Origin of the sequence: Streptomyces sp. NPDC090032 (assembly GCF_044748025.1) — a bacterium.
Taxonomy (GTDB): Bacteria; Actinomycetota; Actinomycetes; order Streptomycetales; family Streptomycetaceae; genus Streptomyces.
The window spans coordinates 394,921-414,364 of the sequence record NZ_JBIVFF010000003.1; the positions used below are offsets into that span (position 1 = coordinate 394,921).

16 protein-coding genes are annotated in these 19,444 nt (G+C 72.6%); 2 read left to right on the top strand and 14 right to left on the bottom strand.

The genetic code is table 11. The features are described from left to right. Positions 1-253: 253 nt before the first annotated feature. The 3 genes from ACIPWY_RS08835 to ACIPWY_RS08845 all read right to left on the bottom strand — a co-directional run bounded on the left by ACIPWY_RS08835 (position 254) and on the right by ACIPWY_RS08845 (position 3,601). Positions 254-1,600 (bottom strand): NAD(P)/FAD-dependent oxidoreductase, encoded by a 1,347-nt coding sequence (locus ACIPWY_RS08835; RefSeq protein WP_393698386.1) that lies wholly within the window; start codon positions 1,598-1,600, stop codon positions 254-256. Between the two features lie 269 nt (positions 1,601-1,869). Continuing rightward, positions 1,870-2,715 carry a peptidoglycan recognition protein gene (locus ACIPWY_RS08840; RefSeq protein WP_393698388.1) on the bottom strand — a complete coding sequence of 282 codons (846 nt, stop codon included), beginning with the start codon at positions 2,713-2,715 and terminating at the stop codon, positions 1,870-1,872. An 82-nt stretch (positions 2,716-2,797) separates the two neighbouring features. Then, complete coding sequence (locus tag ACIPWY_RS08845; RefSeq protein WP_362899901.1) at positions 2,798-3,601, bottom strand: SDR family NAD(P)-dependent oxidoreductase; 804 nt, start codon at positions 3,599-3,601, stop codon at positions 2,798-2,800. A 176-nt stretch (positions 3,602-3,777) separates the two neighbouring features. Here ACIPWY_RS08845 and ACIPWY_RS08850 point away from each other — a divergent pair, with 176 nt between their 5' ends. Beyond that, positions 3,778-4,446: a TetR family transcriptional regulator gene (locus ACIPWY_RS08850; protein WP_362899903.1), complete on the top strand. Its 669-nt coding sequence runs from the start codon at positions 3,778-3,780 to the stop codon at positions 4,444-4,446. Between the two features lie 4 nt (positions 4,447-4,450). Here the strand turns inward: ACIPWY_RS08850 and ACIPWY_RS08855 are convergent, their stop codons facing one another. Together ACIPWY_RS08855 and ACIPWY_RS08860 are read right to left on the bottom strand one after the other, a co-directional pair. Then, positions 4,451-5,557: a PP2C family protein-serine/threonine phosphatase gene (locus ACIPWY_RS08855; RefSeq protein ID WP_362899905.1), complete on the bottom strand. Its 1,107-nt coding sequence runs from the start codon at positions 5,555-5,557 to the stop codon at positions 4,451-4,453. A 90-nt stretch (positions 5,558-5,647) separates the two neighbouring features. Next, positions 5,648-6,136 (bottom strand): GNAT family N-acetyltransferase, encoded by a 489-nt coding sequence (locus tag ACIPWY_RS08860; protein ID WP_393698391.1) that lies wholly within the window; start codon positions 6,134-6,136, stop codon positions 5,648-5,650. A gap of 63 nt (positions 6,137-6,199) precedes the next feature. Between ACIPWY_RS08860 and ACIPWY_RS08865 the strand changes: the two genes are divergently transcribed. Beyond that, positions 6,200-7,123 carry a TIGR01777 family oxidoreductase gene (locus tag ACIPWY_RS08865; protein WP_393698393.1) on the top strand — a complete coding sequence of 308 codons (924 nt, stop codon included), beginning with the start codon at positions 6,200-6,202 and terminating at the stop codon, positions 7,121-7,123. 49 nt (positions 7,124-7,172) lie between these two features. Here ACIPWY_RS08865 and ACIPWY_RS08870 read toward each other — a convergent pair whose 3' ends face one another. The 9 genes from ACIPWY_RS08870 to ACIPWY_RS08910 form a co-directional block, all read right to left on the bottom strand. After that, positions 7,173-7,703, bottom strand: coding sequence for a DUF4240 domain-containing protein (locus ACIPWY_RS08870; RefSeq protein ID WP_383896025.1), 531 nt, complete (start codon positions 7,701-7,703; stop codon positions 7,173-7,175). A gap of 99 nt (positions 7,704-7,802) precedes the next feature. Beyond that, a complete protein-coding gene (locus tag ACIPWY_RS08875; protein ID WP_393698395.1) occupies positions 7,803-8,780 on the bottom strand; it encodes a helix-turn-helix transcriptional regulator in 978 nt (325 codons plus the stop codon). 20 nt (positions 8,781-8,800) lie between these two features. Continuing rightward, positions 8,801-9,559 (bottom strand): VOC family protein, encoded by a 759-nt coding sequence (locus tag ACIPWY_RS08880; protein WP_393698397.1) that lies wholly within the window; start codon positions 9,557-9,559, stop codon positions 8,801-8,803. Positions 9,560-9,672: 113 nt separating this feature from the next. Continuing rightward, positions 9,673-12,372 carry a pyruvate dehydrogenase (acetyl-transferring), homodimeric type gene (gene aceE / locus ACIPWY_RS08885; RefSeq protein ID WP_362899915.1) on the bottom strand — a complete coding sequence of 900 codons (2,700 nt, stop codon included), beginning with the start codon at positions 12,370-12,372 and terminating at the stop codon, positions 9,673-9,675. A 284-nt stretch (positions 12,373-12,656) separates the two neighbouring features. Then, a complete protein-coding gene (locus ACIPWY_RS08890) occupies positions 12,657-13,280 on the bottom strand; it encodes a GntR family transcriptional regulator (RefSeq protein ID WP_362899917.1) in 624 nt (207 codons plus the stop codon). A gap of 115 nt (positions 13,281-13,395) precedes the next feature. Next, entirely contained in the window at positions 13,396-15,174 is a 1,779-nt protein-coding gene (gene sucB, locus ACIPWY_RS08895) for a 2-oxoglutarate dehydrogenase, E2 component, dihydrolipoamide succinyltransferase (RefSeq protein WP_393698402.1), read from the bottom strand. A gap of 132 nt (positions 15,175-15,306) precedes the next feature. Next, positions 15,307-16,695 carry a dihydrolipoyl dehydrogenase gene (gene lpdA / locus ACIPWY_RS08900; RefSeq protein WP_362899921.1) on the bottom strand — a complete coding sequence of 463 codons (1,389 nt, stop codon included), beginning with the start codon at positions 16,693-16,695 and terminating at the stop codon, positions 15,307-15,309. A 280-nt stretch (positions 16,696-16,975) separates the two neighbouring features. Next, on the bottom strand, positions 16,976-18,508 hold the full coding sequence (locus ACIPWY_RS08905; RefSeq protein WP_393698404.1) for a leucyl aminopeptidase: 1,533 nt from the start codon (positions 18,506-18,508) through the stop codon (positions 16,976-16,978). A gap of 127 nt (positions 18,509-18,635) precedes the next feature. After that, on the bottom strand, positions 18,636-19,418 hold the full coding sequence (locus tag ACIPWY_RS08910) for an adenosylcobinamide-GDP ribazoletransferase (RefSeq protein ID WP_393698406.1): 783 nt from the start codon (positions 19,416-19,418) through the stop codon (positions 18,636-18,638). Between the last annotated feature and the right edge of the window lie 26 nt (positions 19,419-19,444).

Below are 19,444 nucleotides of genomic sequence, written 5' to 3' on the forward strand. Positions count from 1 at the left end.
GCACTGCGGCCTCCAGGGGCAGGGGTGGGGACGTGGGGACCGTAGAGGGGAGTTGCTGGGGTGGCAAGAGTGCGCGTGAGGGAAATGAGAGCGCCCGCCTCCGGAATGTGCCACGGAGACGGGCGCGTATGGGGGACCTGTAGAGGTCGGATGTGTGATGAGGGTAGCTGGGGATTCCTGTCGCTGGGCTGTGGTTGGCCCGTACGGCTTGACCCGTACGGTTCGGGTTATCCGGGGTAGTCGTGCGGGTCGGTCAGGCGGCGGCCGGCAACGCGCCTGCCTTCGGGGACAGTTGGACTCCCAGGTCCGCGAGGATCGCCTGCGCGGCCCGGCGGCCCGAGTGGAGGGCGCCCTGCACCGAGCTCGTGGCGCGGTGGTCGCCGCACACATAGAGCCCGTCGAGGAGCCGGACCGGACGGTGCAGGTCGTGCGGGGCCGGCATCGTGGGGACCGCTTCCGGGTCGTGGTGGACCGCGAGGGTCTCCCAGTCGGAGGTCGATGTGCCGTAGAGAGCGGCCAGTTGGGCCCGCAGCTCGCGCTCGGGCGGCGGCGGGCCGAGGACCGTCGAGGAGACGAGCGCGCGGCCGGCCGGGGCGCGGGTCGGGTCGACCTGGCTGATCACCGCGGTGTACGCGACGGGGCCGAGGCGGTCGGCGTCGAGGAGCAGCGCCGGGTCGGTGAGCGGCGGCTCGGGGACCGCGTGGTGGACGACCGTGACGGGTTGGAAGTCCGGCACCCGCAGCCCCGGGAGCAGCTCCGCCGCGGCGCGCGCCCCGGTCGCCAACAGTGTTGCGCGGCACCGGAGTTCACCGTGTTCCTCGGTCGCCACCGAGTTCGCGGAGATGGCGCTGACGCGGACGCCGGTGCGGACCGTGCCCGGCGGGAGACCGGCGGCGAGCAGCTCCGGCAGCGCGTCGGCGCCGCCCTCGGGGACGCAGAGGCGGCCACGGGCGTAGGCGAGCAGGGCGAGGTCCGCGCACCGGCTCGACGAGGTCAGGTCCGGGTCGCACAGGAGCGCCGACAGGAGGGGGCGCACAAAGCCGTCGAGGGTGCGGGCCGGCAGTCCACGGCCGGTCAGGGCGTCGGCGGCGGGGAGTTCGGGGCGTGCGAGGACGCGGGGGACCGGTGTCGCGGCAAGGCGGGCCAGGGCCCTGGCGAGCCGGGCCTGGTCGAGGGGGCTGCCGAGCGGGGCGGCGGGGCGCGGGCTCCTGGCGGTGCGGGGGCGGGGCACCCTCGGGGCGCTCGCGAGGGCGCGCGCCGTTGTGAGTGCGCCCTTCGCGCGCCGTGTGGTCGCGGGCTCCCCGGCGCGATGGCGGCGGCCGTCGCTGTGCACCAGCACCCCGGGCGAGAAGGGGCGCAGGACGAGCGTGTCCAGGCCCGGGGTGCGGCGCAGTTCGGGGTACGAGGTGCACAGGAGCCGGCCGATCCGGTCGAGCCGGAATCCGTCGACCTTCTCGGTGGACATGCGGCCGCCCACACAGGGGGCGGCCTCCAGGACCAGCGTGGGTACGCCCGCCCTGGTCAGGCGGTGGGCGGCCAGGAGTCCCGCGACCCCTGCTCCCACGATGACGACGTCCGCTTGCTGTGCGGGCTCAGGCACGTGCGCCTCCCTGGCGGTTGTGCGGCTGGTGAGAGCCGTCGCTCGTGTCCCGGGCCGTCCGGCCGGCGCACGAAGGCGGGCCCCGAAGGCGTCCTACCCCCCGGCGAACCCGCGTACGGCTCCGCACACCCGGGCTGTACCCGAGTCCGTCGAGGGTAGGTCCGGGCCCCGGCCGGGGGAGTCGCGCGTGACCCGGGCACGGTCGCACGGGGGGCGCCCGGGGCCGCCGGACGCGAGGCCGGCCCGATCGGAACGGAGCGAACGAAGCCCTACCGCCCCTGGAGCGCCGCCGCCCGCTGCCTGATCTCCGGGAGCGCGGCCATCAGGGCCTGGCCCGGGCAGTACGTCTCGAACTCGTCCCGGTGCGCGGCGATGGCGTTGAACTCCGCCGTCCTGCCCTCGGGGAACCGGCTGCGGCTGTTGGTCGAGGTGAGGCGGACGCGGGAGCGCGGGTCGATGTCCGCCAGGCCCAGTTTCCAGGCGGAGAGCGCCGCGATGGACTTCACCATGGAAGACGGCACCGGGATGCCCGCGGTGAAGGTGCCGATGGCTGCGATGCCCGCCGTGCCCTGGTTGAAGCCCTGGGCGTGCGCCCCCACGACCGCCTTGTCGACGCCGCCCGCCCGGCCCTCGTAGATCGTGCCGCACCTGTCGACGAGGAAGTTGTAGCCGATGTCGTCCCAGTTCTGGCCGCCCGCCTGGCCCGCGTACAGAAAGCGGATGATGCGGGGCGTGTCGGCGCAGTCGTAGCCGTTCGGCGAGTCCGTGTGGTGGATGAAGACCGCCGTGACGCGGTCGGCGTACCGGGCGGGCGGCCTGTGGTAGGCGGCATCCGCCAGCCAGGCGGCTCGCGGCACGATCCGGGGCAGAGCGGCGGCGTGCGGACGGCCGGCAGGCCGGCGCACCGGTACGGACAGTACCGGCGGCCGGCTCACCGGTGCGGCGGCCGGCGGCAGCACCGGCGCGGCCCGGTCGGCGGGGGCGGGGCCCGCCGCCCGGCCCGACTTCGCCGCTGAACCGCCGTCCCCGGGCCCGACGGTCACGGCACACATCAGCAGCAGGCCGAAGGCCGTGGCCGCTGGTGCGCAGCACAACGTCATACGGAAGACGCGCATACGTGACACTCTCCGCCGTGCGGCCGGGGCCCGCTTCACATGGTGCGCCGTAAGAGTGGATCCGTGCGGGCCCCGTCGCTGGTCAGAAGTGCGTGCCGCCGTCGACCCTGACCTCCGTGCCGGTGATGAACCTGCCGTCGTCCGAGCCGAGCATCGCGACGACGGACGCCACGCTCTCGGGCCCCGCGAAGCCCTGGCCTATCGCCGGGGCCAGCTTCATGAACAGGCTCATGTCGGCGTCCTCGGGCAGGCCGGGGCCGCTGCTCTGGCGGCTGGCGCCGGAGCCGTCGGTCATGCCGGAGGAGATGGACCCGGGCTGTACGGCCGTGAACCGGATGCCCTGCTTGCTGTACTCGCTCGCCAGGGCGTGCGTCATGGACTGGATGCCGCCCTTGCTCGCCGCGTACGCCGCCATGTAGGGGTGCGCGAAGGTCGCCGACGTGGAGCTGAAGTTGATGACGGCGGCCCCGTCGCCGGCGAGGAGGGCCGGGACCGACTCACGGATCATCAGGAACGTGCCGGCCAGGTTGATCTGGAGCACCTGGTTGAAGTCGGTGAGTGAGGTCTCGTGGGTGTGCGAGGAGCGCAGGATCCCGGCCGCGTTGACCAGCACGTCCAGGCCGCCGAGCGCCTCGGTGGCGGCGGCGACGCCCGCGCGCACGGAGGCCTCGTCCGCGACGTTCACGACGACCGTGGTCAGCCGGTCCGCGGTGCCCGCCGCGGTCGCCTTCTCGACGGTGTCCTTCAGGCCCGCCTCGCTGACGTCGGCGGCGACCGCGCGGGCGCCCTCGGCGAGGACGCGCAGCACGGTGGCCTGGCCGATGCCGGAGCCACCGCCGGTGACGAGTACGCGACGGCCTTCGTAGCGGTTCAGGTTCGGGCTCATGTGCTACTCCACTTCGTTCTCTTCGCGATCCGCGGCACTGGGATCGCCGGGTTCCGTTGGAATCCGCCGTGATCCCGGTGATCGCTGCGACTCCCTGTCCACCGTACGCCTAGGTGGCACATTTTGCCATAACGTCATAACGTGCAGACTTGTTCCCTGGCGCATAGGCTTCCCCGGTGAGCCCCACGAACGATCAGCGCAGTCCGCAGCCCTCCCTGACCGAGCGGCGCAAGGCCGCCACCCAGCTGGACATCGCCCGCGCCGCCGCCGAACTCTTCGCCGAGCACGGCCCCGACGGCACGACGGCCGAGGACATCGCCCAGCGGGCAGGCGTCGCGCTGCGCACCTTCTACCGCTACTTCCGGGGCAAGCAGGACGCGGTCGGACCGCTCCTCGCCGCGGGCGGCGACGCCTGGCGCGCCCTCCTCGCGGACGCGGAGCCCGGCGCCGACCTGCGCATCACCCTGGAGACGGCCGTCACCGCCACGCTCTCCGCCCCCGGCGACCACGGGAGGGAACAGCTGGAGACGACCAGGGGGCTGCTGCGCGCGGCCCAGGACGACGCGGCGCTGCGGGCTGTCTGGTACCGGGTCAACCAGGAGTCGGAGGAGCGCCTCGTCCCCGTCCTCGCCCGGCTCGCGGGAGAGCAGGCGGACCCCCTCGACGTACGGCTCGCCGCCGCCGCGGCCACCGACGCCATCCGGATCGCCCTGGAGGCCTGGGCCGTCACCGACGCCCCCGCGACGGGCGCGACCGGCTCCCCGGCGGTCCTCGCGCTCCGCTGCCTGCGCGAACTGACGGGCGGGATCAGCCTGTTGGGGGAAGGCACGGGCGGAGCCCGATAAGGGCTCAGTCGTCCGCCGGGTCGATCTCCGGAGCGAACACGAGCAGCGTCAGGTCGTCCCGTACCGTCCCCGCGAACCGCACCACGTCCCGCCACAGCGCGTCCGTCAGCTCCGCCGGGTCGTCCGCGCTGAACTGGACCAGGCGCTCCCGCAGCGGATAGAAGGCGCCGGACGGGTCCCGGGCCTCGATCAGTCCGTCCGTCAGCCCCAGCAGCCGGTCTCCGGACCGCAGCCGCACCGTGATCTGTTCCGGCGGCGAGAGGCCCGAGATCCCCAGCCCGAGCGGCGCTCCGGACGGCACCGGCAGCTCGATGACCTCCTTGCCGCGCAGCAGCAGCGGCCGCGGATGGCCGTACGAAACGGCCCGTACCACCGGGGAGTCGTCGGGGAACTCGAGGAACAGCGCGGTCGCGAACAGCTCGGCGTGCTCGACCTCGGCCGAGTCGACCACGAGCCTGCGGTCGAGGCGCGCCGCGACCCCCAACAGATCCGACTGGTCGAGCACGGCCTCACGGAACGCGCCGAGCAGCCCGGCGACCGTGGCCACCGCGGACAGACCGTGCCCCTGCACATCGCCGATCACCGCCCGCACGCTCGTCGGCCCCCTGCGCACGTCGAACAGATCACCGCCGACCAGCGTCCCGCGCTGGGCCGCCCGGTACAGGCCCGCGCAGCGCACCGTGCCGACCCGGTCGCGCAGCGGCGGAAGGACGGCGAACTGGGCCGCCTCGGCGACCGTGCGCACGGTGACGAGCTGGGCGTCGCGTCTGCTGCGGACCCAGCCGATCAGCACGCTGAGCAGCGCCACGAAGGAGACCGTGAGCACGTCGCTGTTGCCGGGGTGCCCGAGGTTCATGAAGGGCACGTTCAGCAGGACGATCACGATCCCGCCGAGCAGCGCCGTGGCGGCGGGCCCGTAGGTGAGGGCGGCCAGCGGCGGGATCGCCCCCAGCAGGAAACCGAGGTCCAGCTTCTCCTCGGTGAGCAGCTGGGCCGCGCACAGCGAGAGGAGGAGCACGATCGGCAGCCATCGCACCCAGCGCGGGGGCGGCGCGCCGCGAAGCCAGGCCCGCTCCTTGCCGTCGTGGCGACGCGGCAACGCCCCGGTCATCGGCGGGCTCCTTCCCATGGACCCCTTCACGCTCCTACGGGAGGACCGTCGCCGCACGCCGGGTGGTCCGTCAGAACCCGGGTGCCCCGCTCACAGGGCCTGGCCCATCAGGACGTCGTCCACGTACGTCCCGTCGAGCAGGAACTCCTCCGGCAGGACGCCCTCGACCGTGAACCCCTCGGACTCGTACAGCGCCCGCGCTGGGGCGTTGTGCCCGAGCACCCGCAGCGTCATGCGGCGCGCGCCGGCCTTGCGGGCGTGTTCCAGCGCCGCACGGACCAGCGCCCGGCCGATCCCGGCGCCCCGCGCATCCGCGGCGACCGCCAGGCCCTGGATCTGCCGCACATGGGTGTTGGCGGCGAGCGCGGTCGGATAGGCGATGCGTACGTAACCCGCGAGCCGCCCGTCGAGCTCCGCGACCAGATGGTCCCGCGGACCGAACCGCTCCGAGAAGAAGGGGTCGTACGGCGGCAGCGGCTTCGGCTGGACGGCGTGCAGCGTCGACCAGGCGGCGCGGTCGAGCCGGGCGAGCCCGTCCTCGTCGTCGACCCGGGCGAACCGTATGTGCGGCTGTGACATGGGGGCCACTGTACGACCGGGTCACGACCGGCCGCCGCGCGATTCACGCGGCAGGATGGATCCATGACCCAGAGCGATTCCGCACCCGCACGACGCTCCCGGTTCGCCGTCGCCGGCGCCTCCGGACTCATCGGTTCCGCCCTGACCCGGTCCCTGCGCGCCGACGGGCACGACGTCGTCCGCCTGGTCCGCAGAGAGCCGGCTGCCGCGGACGAGGTCCGCTGGGACCCGGAGCGGGGGACGGTCGACGCGGCCGCGCTCTGCGGATGCGACGCCGTCCTCAACTTCGCCGCCGCGGGCGTCGGCGACCACCGCTGGACCGACGCGTACAAGAAGAAGATCCGCGACAGCCGGGTCCTCGGCACCGCGACGCTCGCCGAGGCCGTCGCCACCCTGGAAGAGCCTCCGCGTGTCTTCGTCAACGGCAGCGCCGTCGGCTACTACGGCGACACCGGCACGCGCGTCGTCGACGAGAGCGCGCCGCCCGGGGACGGGTTCCTGCCCCAGCTGTGCGTGGAGTGGGAGGAGGCCGCGGCGCCCGCCCAGGAGGCCGGTGTCCGCACGGTGTTCGCGCGGTCCGGGCTCGTCGTGTCCCGGGCCGGCGGGGCCTGGGCGCGGCTCTTCCCGCTGTTCCGCGCCGGGCTCGGCGGACGCATGGGCGACGGCCGCCAGTTCTGGTCGTACATCGCGCTGCACGACGAGATCGCGGCCGTGCGCCACATCATCGACACGCAGGAGCTGTCGGGCCCGGTGAACCTCACCGCCCCGCACCCCGTCACGAACGGCGAGGTGACCGCCGCGATGGGGCGCGTGCTCCACCGCCCGACCCTGTTCACGGCGCCCGCGCCCGCCCTGCGCATGGTCCTCGGCGAGATGGCGGGCGACGTCCTCGGCAGCACGCGGGCCGTGCCGGTCCGGCTCCTGGAGTCCGGCTTCACCTTCGCTTTCCCCGGCATCGAGGAATCGATCCGGGCGGCCGGGAAGTGAACCGGCCGAAGGCCTACGACGCCTACGGCACCTGCGACGCCTGCGACGCCTACGGCACCTGCGACCCGAAGCGCTCCGAGAGCTTCGGGTACAGCCGCTCCAGCTCCGCCGTGTTCTCGAAGTCGACCGGCGTGCCCTCCGGTTCCGCGGGCGCGGCCGGAATGCCGAGGTCCGGCGCCACCGCCCCGGTCAGCTCCTCGTACGCCTCGTCCGCCGCGTAGCCGAGTTCTTCGCCGTCACCGTCGATCTCCTCGTCGAAGTCCCCCAGCAGATCGGCCAGCGCATCCGGCTCGTGCAGCGCGCCCTCGAAGACCTCCCGGCCCTGGCCGATCAGCCAGCAGCGGAAGTAGTCGAACGCGTCGTCGCTCGCCCCGCCGAGCAGCACCCACGCGGCGCCCCACAGATCCCAGCGGTAGGCGCGGTGGTAGCGGGACTCGAAGTGACGGGCGAAGTCGAGCACGGCGTCGGGATCGGCCTGGAGCAGCCGGTCGACGAGCAGCTCGGCATGGTCCTCGGGGTCGCCCTCGGCGGCCTCGCGGGTGCGGTCCACGATCTCCCAGAACTCCGTCTCGTCCATCACGGGACAAGCATCTGCCTTGGGGATCGGGGACGCACGCCGAGTGCCGGAGCTGCGTCAGTTCGTTATGCGCGCACATGCCGACGGCACGGCGCCCGGGGCTCACCGGTAGCGGTCCGCCAGCCGCCGCGCGGCCTCGGCGAACCGCTCGCGCAGCGCAGCCGGTGCGACGACCTCCGCCTCGGGACCGAGCCCGAACAGTTGCCCGAACGCAATGTCCTCCGACTCGACCGGCAGCGTCACCGTCACCCACCCCTCCCCGTCCGGCTCGCCGGCCGACTCCCGCGCCGCGCGCACGGACGCGGGATCGGTCGCGTACGGAAGCTGCCGCAGCCCCGCCGGGGACAGCCGCAGGACGACCTCCGCGCGCAGGATGGACCGCGCGAACTGCTCGGCCCGCTCCTCCCAGAACCCCGGCAGATCGAACTCCTCGTCGCGTACGAAGCGCTCCCCGCCCGCCTCGACGCCGGTGAACCGGTCGATCCGGTACACCCGGTGGGTCCCACCGCCGGCGACACGGGCGCACAGATACCAGACGCCCGCCTTCAGGACGAGCCCGTACGGCTCCAGCTCCCGCTCGACCTCGGCCCCGGCCTCCTCACGGCGGTAGCGGGCGCGCACCACCCGGTCGTCCCACACCGCGTCCGCCACCGCGGGCAGCAGCTCCGGTGCCCGCGGCTCCCTGAACCAGCCCGGCGCGTCCAGATGGAAGCGCTGCGCCGCCGTCCGCGAGGCGTCCCGCACCGAAGGCAGCAGCGCCGCCGACACCTTCAGCCGCGCCGCCGACGCCGCGTCCTCCAGGCCCATCTCGCGCAGCGCGCCCGGCACCCCGGACAGGAACAGGGCCTCCGCCTCGCCGCGCGCCAGGCCGGTCAGCCGCGTCCGGTACCCGCCGATCAGCCGGTACCCGCCCGCCCTGCCCCGGTCCGCGTACACCGGCACGCCCGCCTCGGACAGCGCCTGCGCGTCCCGGGTCACGGTCCGCTCGGAGACCTCCAGTTCGCGCGCCAGCTCACCCGCCGTCATCGACGGCCGGGACTGGAGCAGCAACACCATCTTGATCAGGCGGGCAGCGCGCATACGCCCATGATGCGGGCCCTTCAGCGCGGGGTGTACGTGATGACCGCGAACGAGGCGCCCTGCCGATCGGCGAGCACCGCGAACCGGCCCGGCTCGATGGACGTCGGGTGCACCAGGATCTGCCCGCCCAGCTGCTTGCAGCGGGCCGCCGTAGCGTCGGTGTCCTCGACGGCGACGTACACCATCCAGTGCGAGGGCAGCTCCTCGGGGAACGAGTCCGACGTCGTGTCGAGCATGCCGCCGAAGGGCTCGGTGTCGACGCTCCACTCCGTGTATGTGCCGCCGCCCCCGTAGGGGTGCTGCTTCGTGCCCCAGCCCAGTACGGACTGGTAGAAGTCCTTGGACCCGTCCGGATCGCGGGTCAGGAGCTCGAACCAGCAGAAACTTCCCGGCGCGTTCACGACGCCGAAGCCCGGGTTCGTGATCGGCTGCCACAGGCCGAACGCGGCGCCCGCCGGGTCCCGGCAGACCGCGAAGACGCCGTCCTCCTCGATGGTCACCGGGTCCGTGACCACCGTGCCGCCGTTGCCCTTCACGCGCGCGATGACCGCGTCGACCCCGACCGTCTGGTAGTACGGCAGCCACGCCGACGGTTCCTTCGGCCCCGTGAGCGGGCCGACGCCGGCGACCGGCTCGCCGCCGGACCTGAAGATGCCGTAGCCGTCCGCCACTTCGCTGCGCCAGCCTAGGAGACCCTCGTAGAAGAGCCGGGCCGCGTCGGTGTCGGACGTCGAGAGGTCCGCCCAGCAAGGCGCTGACGGGGTTTTGGAGATCTTCATGGACGTACATCTCCCCTGAACGGCGTCCCCCTGGAACTCCTGCGGACTCCTCCTCATTCACGCATGCGTGCCCCGCCCCGGCAATCGGGACGGGGCACGCATGACAAGGGGGACTACAGGCCGTAGCGCTCGCGCGCCTCCTTCACGGCCGAGGCCTTGATCTCGCCGCGGCGGGCGAGCTGGGCCAGGGCCGCGACGACGATCGACTGCGCGTCGATGCCGAAGTGGCGGCGGGCCGCCTCACGGGTGTCGGAGAGGCCGAAGCCGTCCGCACCGAGCGAGGAGTAGTCCTGCTCGACCCACTGCGCGATCTGGTCGGGGACCTGGCGCATGTAGTCGGAGACCGCGAGGACCGGGCCCTGGGCGCCGTCGAGCGCCGTACGGATGTAGGGAGTGCGCTCCTCGCCGCGCAGGACCGCCTCGTCCGCCTCCAGGGCGTCGCGGCGCAGCTCGGTCCAGGAGGTGGCGGACCACACGTCGGCGGCCACGCCCCACTCCTCGGCGAGCAGCTTCTGCGCCTCGAGGGTCCAGTGGATGGCGGTGCCCGAACCGAGGAGCTGGATGCGCGGGGCGTTGGCGGCCGCGACGTTCACCCCGGCCGACTCGGCGGTGTTGAAGCGGTACAGGCCCTTGAGGATGCCCTCGTCCACGCCCTCGGGCTTGGCCGGCTGCGGCATCGGCTCGTTGTAGACCGTCAGGTAGTAGAAGACGTCCCGGTCCTCGCCCGGGGCCGCCTCGCCGTACATGCGGCGCAGACCGTCCTTGACGATCGCGCCGATCTCGTACGCGAACGCCGGGTCGTAGGACAGCGCGGCCGGGTTGGTCGCCGCAATGACCGGCGAGTGACCGTCCGCGTGCTGCAGACCCTCACCCGTCAGCGTCGTACGGCCCGCGGTGGCACCCACCAGGAAGCCGCGGCCCAGCTGGTCGCCGAGCTGCCACATCTGGTCGGCCGTGCGCTGCCAGCCGAACATCGAGTAGAAGATGTAGAAGGGGATCATCGCCTCGCCGTGCGTGGAGTACGCGCTGGCGGCGGCGATGAAGTCCGCCATGGAGCCGGCCTCGGTGATGCCCTCGTTGAGGATCTGGCCGTCCGTGGCCTCCTTGTAGTACATCAGCTGGTCGCGGTCGACCGGCTCGTACGTCTGCCCCTTGGGGGAGTAGATGCCGAGCGACGGGAACAGCGACTCCATGCCGAAGGTGCGCGCCTCGTCCGGGACGATCGGCACCCAGCGCTTGCCGGTCTCCTTGTCGCGTACGAGGTCCTTGACCAGGCGTACGAACGCCATGGTCGTGGCCACGGACTGCGATCCTGAGCCCTTGTCGAAGGACGCGAACGCCTTGTCGGCCGGGGCCGGCAGCGGGGCGATGGCGTGCGTGCGGCGGGCCGGGGCGGGGCCGCCGAGGGCGGCGCGGCGCTCCTGGAGGTAGCGGACCTCGGGGGAGTCGGCGCCCGGGTGGCCGTAGGGGACCTGGCCGTCGACGAACTGGCTGTCGGAGATGGGCAGTTCAAGGAGGTCACGCATGTCCTTGAACTCGTCCACCGTCAGCTTCTTCATCTGGTGGTTGGCGTTCTTGGACTCGAAGCCCTTGCCGAGCGTGAAGCCCTTGACCGTCTGGACCAGGATCACGGTCGGCGCGCCCTCGTGCGACAGGGCCGCACGGTAGGCCGCGTACACCTTGCGGGGCTCGTGGCCGCCGCGCGAGACCTTGAAGCACTCGGCGATCTTGTCGTCCGTGAGCAGCCGGCCCAGCTCGACGAGCGCGGGCTCGGAGCCGAAGAAGTGCTCGCGGATGTACGCGGCGTCGCGCGTCGCGTACGTCTGGAACTGGGCGTCCGGCACCTCGCGCAGCCGGCGCACGAGCGCGCCGGTCGTGTCGAGCTGGAACAGCTCGTCCCAGGCGGAGCCCCAGAGCGTCTTGATGACGTTCCAGCCGGCGCCGCGGAACTGTGCCTCCAGCTCCTGGACCACGCGGAAGTTGGCGCGGACCGGGCCGTCGAGGCGCTGCAGGTTGCAGTTGATGACGAAGGTCAGGTTGTCCAGACCCTCACGCGAGGCGAGCGCCAGGGCCGCGGTGGCCTCGGGCTCGTCCATCTCGCCGTCGCCGAGGAACGCCCACACGTGCGAGGCGGAGACGTCCTTGATCTTGCGGTTGGTGAGGTAGCGGTTGAACCGCGCCTGGTAGATCGCCGACAGCGGGCCGAGGCCCATGGAGACGGTCGGGAACTCCCACAGCCAGGGCAGGCGCCGCGGGTGCGGATACGACGGCAGGCCGTCGCCGCCGGACTCCTGGCGGAAGTGGTCGAGCTGCTGCTCGCTCAGGCGGCCGTCGAGGAAGGCGCGGGCGTAGATGCCGGGGGAGGCGTGGCCCTGGATGTACAGCTGGTCACCGGAGCCGTCGCCCTCCTTCCCCTTGAAGAAGTGGTTGAAGCCGGTCTCGTAGAGCCAGGCCGCCGAGGCGAACGTCGCGATGTGGCCGCCGACGCCGTACTTGGAGCCACGGGTCACCATCGCGGCCGCGTTCCAGCGGTTCCACGCGGCGATCTTCAGTTCCAGCGCCTCGTCACCCTCGATCGCCGGCTCTGCGGCGGTCGGGATGGTGTTGACGTAGTCGGTCTCGAGGAGCTTCGGCAGCGCCAGGCCTGAGCCCTCGGCGCGCTCCAGCGTGCGGCGCATCAGGTACGCGGCACGGTGCGGCCCGGCCGCCTTGGTAACGGCGTCCAGGGAGGCCTGCCATTCGGCGGTCTCCTCGGGGTCGCGGTCCGGGAGCTGGTCGAGCTCGCTCGGCTGGATTGCGGAGGGGTCGGTCATTGCGCCGCCTTCCTGAGTCGGAGGGGGGTTCCCTTAGCGGAAAGGGTGGGGGTGCCCTAGGTCTTTGGCAGGACAGGGCTTGGGTCCCTGGTGGAGACCCGTCGGCGACTCTAACTCCCTGATCGATGATCGATCAAAGGGTTGAAGGGGAAAACTTCCTCAGACGGAGAAAGTGGGCATCCGGTGCCATTGAACGGGGCACCGGGTGCCTTGTTTTCGAAGGCGGAACCGCGAATTCATGCAGGTGGGAGGGGTGGCACCACGACGTCTGAGCGGGGTGTGGCTCAGGCGCGCGGGGCGCAGCCGAGCACGTGCGCCTTCACCAGCTCCGCGATCGCCGGATCCCGGCGCCGGAACGCGGCGACGAGCGCCTCGTGCTCCTCCGCGTACGACTGCTGGACGGTGCCCAGCCACCGGATGGACAGGGCCGTGAACACCTCGATGCCGAGGCCCTCCCAGGTGTGCAGCAGTACGGAGTTCCCCGCGGCCCGCACCAGCTCGCGGTGGAACCCGACCGTGTGCCGCACCTGGCCCGTCCCGTCGGCCTCCTGGTCTGCGCGGTACAGGGCCGCCACATGGGGTTCGAGAGCCGAGCAGTCCTCGGCCAGCTTCCCGGCCGCGAGCTCCGCCGCGATGGCCTCCAGGCCGGCCCTGACCGGGTAGCTCTCCTCCAGGTCGGCGGCCGTCAGATTCCGCACCCGGACGCCCTTGTTGGGGGCGGACTCGATCAGCCGCAGACTCTCCAGCTCCCGCAGGGCCTCCCGCACCGGCGTCTGGCTGACCTCCAACTCCGTCGCGATGCGGCGCTCCACGATGCGCTCGCCCGGCTTCCAGCGTCCGCTGACGATCCCCTCGACGATGTGCTCGCGGATCTGTTCGCGCAGCGAGTGGACGACGGGCGCGGTCATGATGGCTCCTCCAGAGGGGGCGGGGACCCCAAGGTGCGGTGACCTCTAGACAATACGGCGGCGCCCCCGTCCGGAAGACCTCCGGACAGGGGCGTACGCGCTGATGAGACGAGCGTTACAGGCCGAGCTCGACCTCGAACTCGCCGGCCTCCAGGATCGCCTTGACCGTGGTCAGGTAGCGGGCGGCGTCCGCGCCGTCCACCAGACGGTGGTCGTAGGAGAGCGACAGGAACGTCATGTCCCGCACGGCGATGGTCTCGCCGAGGTCCGGGTGGTTGATGACGACCGGGCGCTTCACCGTGGCGCCGATGCCCAGGATCGCGGCCTGGTTCGGCGGCACGATGACGGTGTCGAACAGCGCACCGCGCGAGCCCGTGTTGGAGATCGTGAAGGTCGCGCCGGACATGTCGTCCGGCGTGAGGCCGCCACCGCGGGCCTTGCCGGCCAGCTCGGCGGTCTTCTTCGAGATGCCGGCGATGTTCAGGTCGCCCGCGCCCTTGATGACCGGCGTCATCAGACCCTTCTCGGCGTCAACGGCGATGCCGATGTTCTCCGAGTCGAAGTACGTGATGGTGCCTTCGTCGTCGTTGATCCGGGCGTTGACGACCGGGTGGGCCTTCAGCGCCTGGGCGGCGGCCTTGACGAAGAACGGCATCGGGGAGAGCTTGACGCCCTCACGGGCCGCGAACGCGTCCTTCGCCTTGGCGCGCAGCTTCATCAGCTTGGTGATGTCGACCTCGACGACCGAGGTCAGCTGGGCCTGCGAGTGCAGCGCCTTCATCATGTTGTCGCCGATGACCTTGCGCATGCGGGTCATCTTGACCGTCTGGCCGCGGAGGGGGGAGACCTCCAGGGCCGGGGCCTTCGCGGCGGCCGGAGCAGCAGCGGCGGCGGGGGCCGGGGCGGCCTTCGCGGCCTCGGCGGCCGCGATGACGTCCTGCTTGCGGATACGGCCACCGACGCCGGTGCCCTTGACGGTGCTCAGGTCCACGCCGTTCTCCGACGCGAGCTTGCGCACCAGCGGGGTCACGTACGCGCCGTCGTCACCGGAGACCGCGGCGGGGGCCGGGGCAGCGGGGGCGACCGGAGCGGGGGTGGCGGCCGGAGCCGGGGCGGCCGGAGCCGCCGGGGCCGGAGCGGCAGCAGGAGCCGGAGCCGGAGCAGCCGGAGCTGCGGGGGCGGCCGGAGCTGCGGGGGCGGCCGGAGCCGGGGCCGGAGCGGCGGCGGGAGCAGCCGGGGCGGCGGGCGCGGCGGCCGGAGCGGCGGCACCGGGAGCACCGATGACGGCGAGCTTGGCGCCGACCTCGGCGGTCTCGTCCTCGGCGACGGAGATCTCCAGGAGAACGCCGGCGACGGGGGAGGGGATCTCGGTGTCGACCTTGTCCGTGGAGACCTCGAGCAGGGGCTCGTCCTCCGCGACCTCCTCGCCGACCTCCTTCAGCCAGCGGGTGACGGTGCCCTCGGTGACGGACTCGCCGAGAGCGGGCAGCACGACGTCGGTGCCGGAAGCGGCACCGGCGGGGGCGGCCGGAGCGGCCGGGGCGGCGGCCGGAGCCGCGGGGGCCTCGGCGGCGGGGGCCGGAGCGGCGGCCGGGGCCTCGGCAGCGGCCGGGGCTTCGGCAGCGGCCGGGGCTTCGGCAGCGGCGGGCGCGCCCGTGCCGTCGTCGATGACGGCCAGCTCGGCGCCGACCTCGACGGTCTCGTCCTCGGCGACCTTGATGGAGGCCAGGATGCCGGCGGCGGGCGAGGGGATCTCGGTGTCGACCTTGTCGGTCGAGACCTCGAGCAGCGGCTCGTCGACCTCGACGCGCTCGCCCTCGGCCTTCAGCCAGCGGGTGACGGTGCCCTCGGTGACACTCTCACCGAGCGCCGGAAGGGATACGGAAACCGACATGGTTTCTGTTGCTCCTTAGTGGGGTCTCCCCTGCTCGAGCGAAGTTGAGAGCTTGGGGGAGTGCGGAAGTCTGTGGTCGGTCGTCGCGCCCAGGGGACGACAGGGGCGACTGGGTCCAGCCTGCGGCCTGACCTAGTCGTGCGAGTGCAGCGGCTTGCCCGCGAGGGCCAGGTGGGCCTCTCCGAGCGCCTCGTTCTGCGTCGGGTGGGCGTGGATGAGCTGGGCGACCTCGGCGGGCAGCGCTTCCCAGTTGTAGATCAGCTGGGCTTCGCCGACCTGCTCGCCCATACGGTCGCCGACCATGTGGACGCCGACCACGGCACCGTCCTTGACCTGGACGAGCTTGATCTCGCCCGCGGTCTTGAGGATCTTGGACTTGCCGTTGCCCGCGAGGTTGTACTTCAGAGCGACGACCTTGTCCGCACCGTAGATCTCCTTGGCCTTGGCCTCGGTGATACCGACGGAGGCGACCTCGGGGTGGCAGTACGTCACCTTCGGCACGCCGTCGTAGTCGATCGGGACGGTCTTGAGACCGGCCAGCCGCTCCGCCACCAGGATGCCCTCGGCGAAGCCGACGTGCGCGAGCTGGAGGGTGGGGACGAGGTCACCGACGGCCGAGATGGTCGGCACGTTGGTCTGCATGTACTCGTCGACCAGGACGTAACCGCGGTCCATCGCGACGCCCTGCTCCTCGTAACCGAGACCGGCCGAGACCGGGCCGCGGCCGATGGCGACCAGGAGGACCTCGGCCTCGAAGGTCTTGCCGTCGGCGAGGGTCACGCGGACGCCGTCCTGCGTGTACTCGGCCTTGTCGAAGAAGGTGCCGAGGTTGAACTTGATGCCGCGCTTGCGGAACGCGCGCTCCAGGAGCTTGGAGCTGTTCTCGTCCTCGACGGGCACGAGGTGCTTGAGGCCCTCGACGACGGTGACGTCGGTGCCGAAGGACTTCCACGCGGAGGCGAACTCGACGCCGATGACGCCGCCGCCCAGGATGATCGCGGACTGCGGGACGCGGTTCAGCGTCAGCGCGTGGTCCGAGGAGATGATGCGGTTGCCGTCGATCTCCAGGCCCGGCAGCGACTTCGGCACGGAGCCGGTCGCGAGGAGCACGTGGCGGCCCTGGATGCGCTGGCCGTTCACGTCCACGGAGGTCGGGGACGACAGGCGGCCCTCGCCCTCGATGTACGTCACCTTGCGGGAGGCGACGAGACCCTGCAGGCCCTTGTACAGGCCGGAGATCACGTCGTCCTTGTACTTGTGGACGCCCGCGATGTCGATGCCCTCGAAGGAGGTCTTGACACCGAACTGGTCGGCCTCGCGCGCCTGGTCGGCGATCTCGCCGGCGTGCAGCAGGGCCTTCGTCGGGATGCATCCGTTGTGCAGGCAGGTGCCGCCGAGCTTGTTCTTCTCGATCAGGGCGACGTCCAGGCCCAGCTGCGCTCCGCGCAGGGCCGCGGCGTAACCGCCACTGCCACCGCCGAGGATCACTAGGTCGAAAACGGTGCTGGCGTCGTTCGCCACGTCACGTCCTCCATGCATGTGCGCCGTACGCCGGTCTGCGGTGACCGGGCGGCGGCTGGTGTCCGGCCGCTTTTTATGCTTCGGCCCTGTGGTGGGGGCCCTATCCTGCCGAGGCCATCCTCGCACTTGTCGACGGCGGACGGGACGCCGGGCCCGGGGGTGAGACGGCGGTTACACCTGAAACCCGGCCGAGGAGGTCCGGCAGGCTGCGGATTTCGTCGAAAGCGAACAGCCCCCGGGTGCCGTCGCACCCGGGGGCTGTCGAGTCGTGCCTTACGCGTCAGCCGAGGTCACCGGCGGCCGTGCGCTCCGCGAGGCGCACCAGCGTACGGACCGCGGAACCGGTGCCGCCCTTGGGCGTGTAGCCGAACGCGCCGGCCTCGTTGAAGGCCGGGCCCGCGATGTCGAGGTGGGCCCACGTGATGCCCTCGCCGACGAACTCCTGGAGGAAGAGGCCGGCCACGAGGCCGCCGCCCATGCGCTCGCCCATGTTGGCGATGTCGGCGGTGGGGGAGTCCATGCCCTTCTTCAGGTCGGCGGGGAGCGGCATCGGCCAGGACGGCTCGCCGACCTCCCCGGCGACCTCGTGGATCGTCGTACGGAAGGCGTCGTCGTTCGCCATGATGCCGAACGTGCGGTTGCCGAGCGCCAGCATCATCGCGCCGGTCAGCGTGGCGACGTCGACGATCGCGTCCGGGGTCTCCTCGGAGGCCTTGGCGATGGCGTCGGCCAGGACCAGACGGCCCTCGGCGTCGGTGTTCAGGACCTCGACGGTCTTGCCGGAGTACATGCGAAGGACGTCACCCGGGCGGGTGGCCGAGCCCGACGGCATGTTCTCGGCGAGCGCCAGCCAGCCGGTGACGTTCACGTCCAGCTTGAGACGGGCCGCGGCGACGACGGCGGCGAACACGGCGGCGGCGCCGGCCATGTCGCACTTCATCGTCTCGTTGTGACCGGCCGGCTTGAGGGAGATGCCGCCCGAGTCGTACGTGATGCCCTTGCCGACGAAGGCGAGGTGCTTGTCCGCCTTCGACGACGTGTAGGAGAGCTTCACCAGGCGCGGCGGGGCCTCGGAGCCGGCGCCGACGCCGAGGATGCCGCCGAAGCCGCCCTTGACGAGCGCCTTCTCGTCGAGGACCTGCACCTTGATGCCGTGCTCCTTGGCCGCGGCCGAGGCGACGGCGGCGAAGGCCTCCGGAGTGAGGTCGTTCGGCGGGGTGTTGACCAGGTCGCGGGCGCGGTTGAGCTCCTCGGTCACGGCGAGGGCGCGCTCCACGGCGGCCTTGAACGCCTTGTCGCGCGGCTTGGCGCCGAGCAGGGCGATCTCGCCGAGCGGCGCCTTGCCGTTGCCGCCGTCCTGGGCGGACTCCTTGTAGGCGTCGAAGGAGTACGCGCCGAGCAGGGCGCCCTCCGCGATCGCGCCCGCGTCACCCGAGTCCTCGACGGGCAGCGCGAACGCGGCCTTCTTCGCGCCGGTCAGCGCGCGGGCGGCGGCACCGGCGGCGCGGCGCAGGGCCTCCGGGTCGTACGACTCGTCCTTCTCCGGCACCGGACCGAGACCGACGGCCAGGACGACCGGGGCCTTGAAACCGGAGGGGGCGGGGAGCTTCGTCACCTCACCCTCACCGCCGGATGCGCCGAGGGTCTCCAGGACGGCGGCGAGCTTGCCGGCGTAGGCCTTGTCCACGGCCTCCGCGCCGGGGGCGACGACGAGCCCTCCGGACTTGGACGCGGCACCCTTCGCCACACCGACGACGATCGCGTCGGCACGCAGGCCGGACGCGGCGGCGGTGCTGAGAGTCAGAGCAGTCACGGTGGTGAGGTCCCTACTTTCATGGTGTCTGAACGAGTTCTGACGGGCCGTGGGGTGTATGGCCCCTTGGGGAGCCTACGCCCGTGTACGCGCGGGTGCGCCTCGCGGTAGGTGACCGCGGGCCGTGTCAGCCGAAGGTGAGGACGACGAGGGCGGCGGTGGCGGCGGTCTCGGCGACGCCGCCGAAGACGTCACCGGTCACTCCGCCGAAGCGTCGAACGCAGTGGCGCAGCAGGAGTTCGGCCGCGCAGCAGGCCAGGACGGCGGCCGCTGCGCCGCGCACGGCGCCGTACGCGGAGCCGGTGACGGCGCCCGCGGCCCCGGCGGCGCACACGGTGACGGCGGCGGCGAGCAGCGCCCCGCGCACCGGCACCGTCCCGGCGACGGCCGCGCCCAGGCCCTCGGGCCGGGCCGGCGGGACACCGGCGCGCGAGGCCAGCATGAGCGCGAGCCGGGCGGTGAGCGCCGAGACGACGGCGGCGAGCGCGCCGCGGGCCCACGAATCCGCGTACAGCTCGGCGAGCGCGGCGACCTGGGCGAGGAGCGCGAGCACGAGCGTGATGACGCCGAACGGGCCGATGTCCGACTGCTTCATGATGCGCAGCGCGTCCTCGGCCGGCTTGCCGCTGCCGAGGCCGTCGGCGGTGTCGGCGAGGCCGTCCAGGTGCAGTCCACGGGTCAGGGCGGCCGGGACGCTCACGCTCGCCACGGCCGCGAGCAGCGGACCGGCGCCGAGCAGCGTCAGGAGCCCGCCGAGCGCGGCGGCGGCCAGGCCCACGACGAGCCCGGCGACGGGGGCGCAGAGCATTCCGGCGCGGGCCGCCTCGCGGTCCCAGCGGGTGACCTCGACCGGGAGCACGGTGAGGGTGCCGAAGGCGAAGCGGAGGCCGTCGGCCGGGGTTGCAGGCATCCCGGCAGGCTACCCGGGGGGCCCAG

Coding starts and splice junctions, on each gene's coding strand:
- ACIPWY_RS08840 (WP_393698388.1), bottom strand. CDS start 2,715: ATGCGCGTCTTCCGTATGACGTTGTGCTGCGCACCAGCGGCCACGGCC.
- ACIPWY_RS08845 (WP_362899901.1), bottom strand. CDS start 3,601: ATGAGCCCGAACCTGAACCGCTACGAAGGCCGTCGCGTACTCGTCACC.
- ACIPWY_RS08855 (WP_362899905.1), bottom strand. CDS start 5,557: ATGACCGGGGCGTTGCCGCGTCGCCACGACGGCAAGGAGCGGGCCTGG.
- ACIPWY_RS08860 (WP_393698391.1), bottom strand. CDS start 6,136: ATGTCACAGCCGCACATACGGTTCGCCCGGGTCGACGACGAGGACGGG.
- ACIPWY_RS08865 (WP_393698393.1), top strand. CDS start 6,200: ATGACCCAGAGCGATTCCGCACCCGCACGACGCTCCCGGTTCGCCGTC.
- ACIPWY_RS08875 (WP_393698395.1), bottom strand. CDS start 8,780: ATGCGCGCTGCCCGCCTGATCAAGATGGTGTTGCTGCTCCAGTCCCGG.
- ACIPWY_RS08880 (WP_393698397.1), bottom strand. CDS start 9,559: ATGAAGATCTCCAAAACCCCGTCAGCGCCTTGCTGGGCGGACCTCTCG.
- aceE (WP_362899915.1), bottom strand. CDS start 12,372: ATGACCGACCCCTCCGCAATCCAGCCGAGCGAGCTCGACCAGCTCCCG.
- ACIPWY_RS08890 (WP_362899917.1), bottom strand. CDS start 13,280: ATGACCGCGCCCGTCGTCCACTCGCTGCGCGAACAGATCCGCGAGCAC.
- sucB (WP_393698402.1), bottom strand. CDS start 15,174: ATGTCGGTTTCCGTATCCCTTCCGGCGCTCGGTGAGAGTGTCACCGAG.
- ACIPWY_RS08910 (WP_393698406.1), bottom strand. CDS start 19,418: ATGCCTGCAACCCCGGCCGACGGCCTCCGCTTCGCCTTCGGCACCCTC.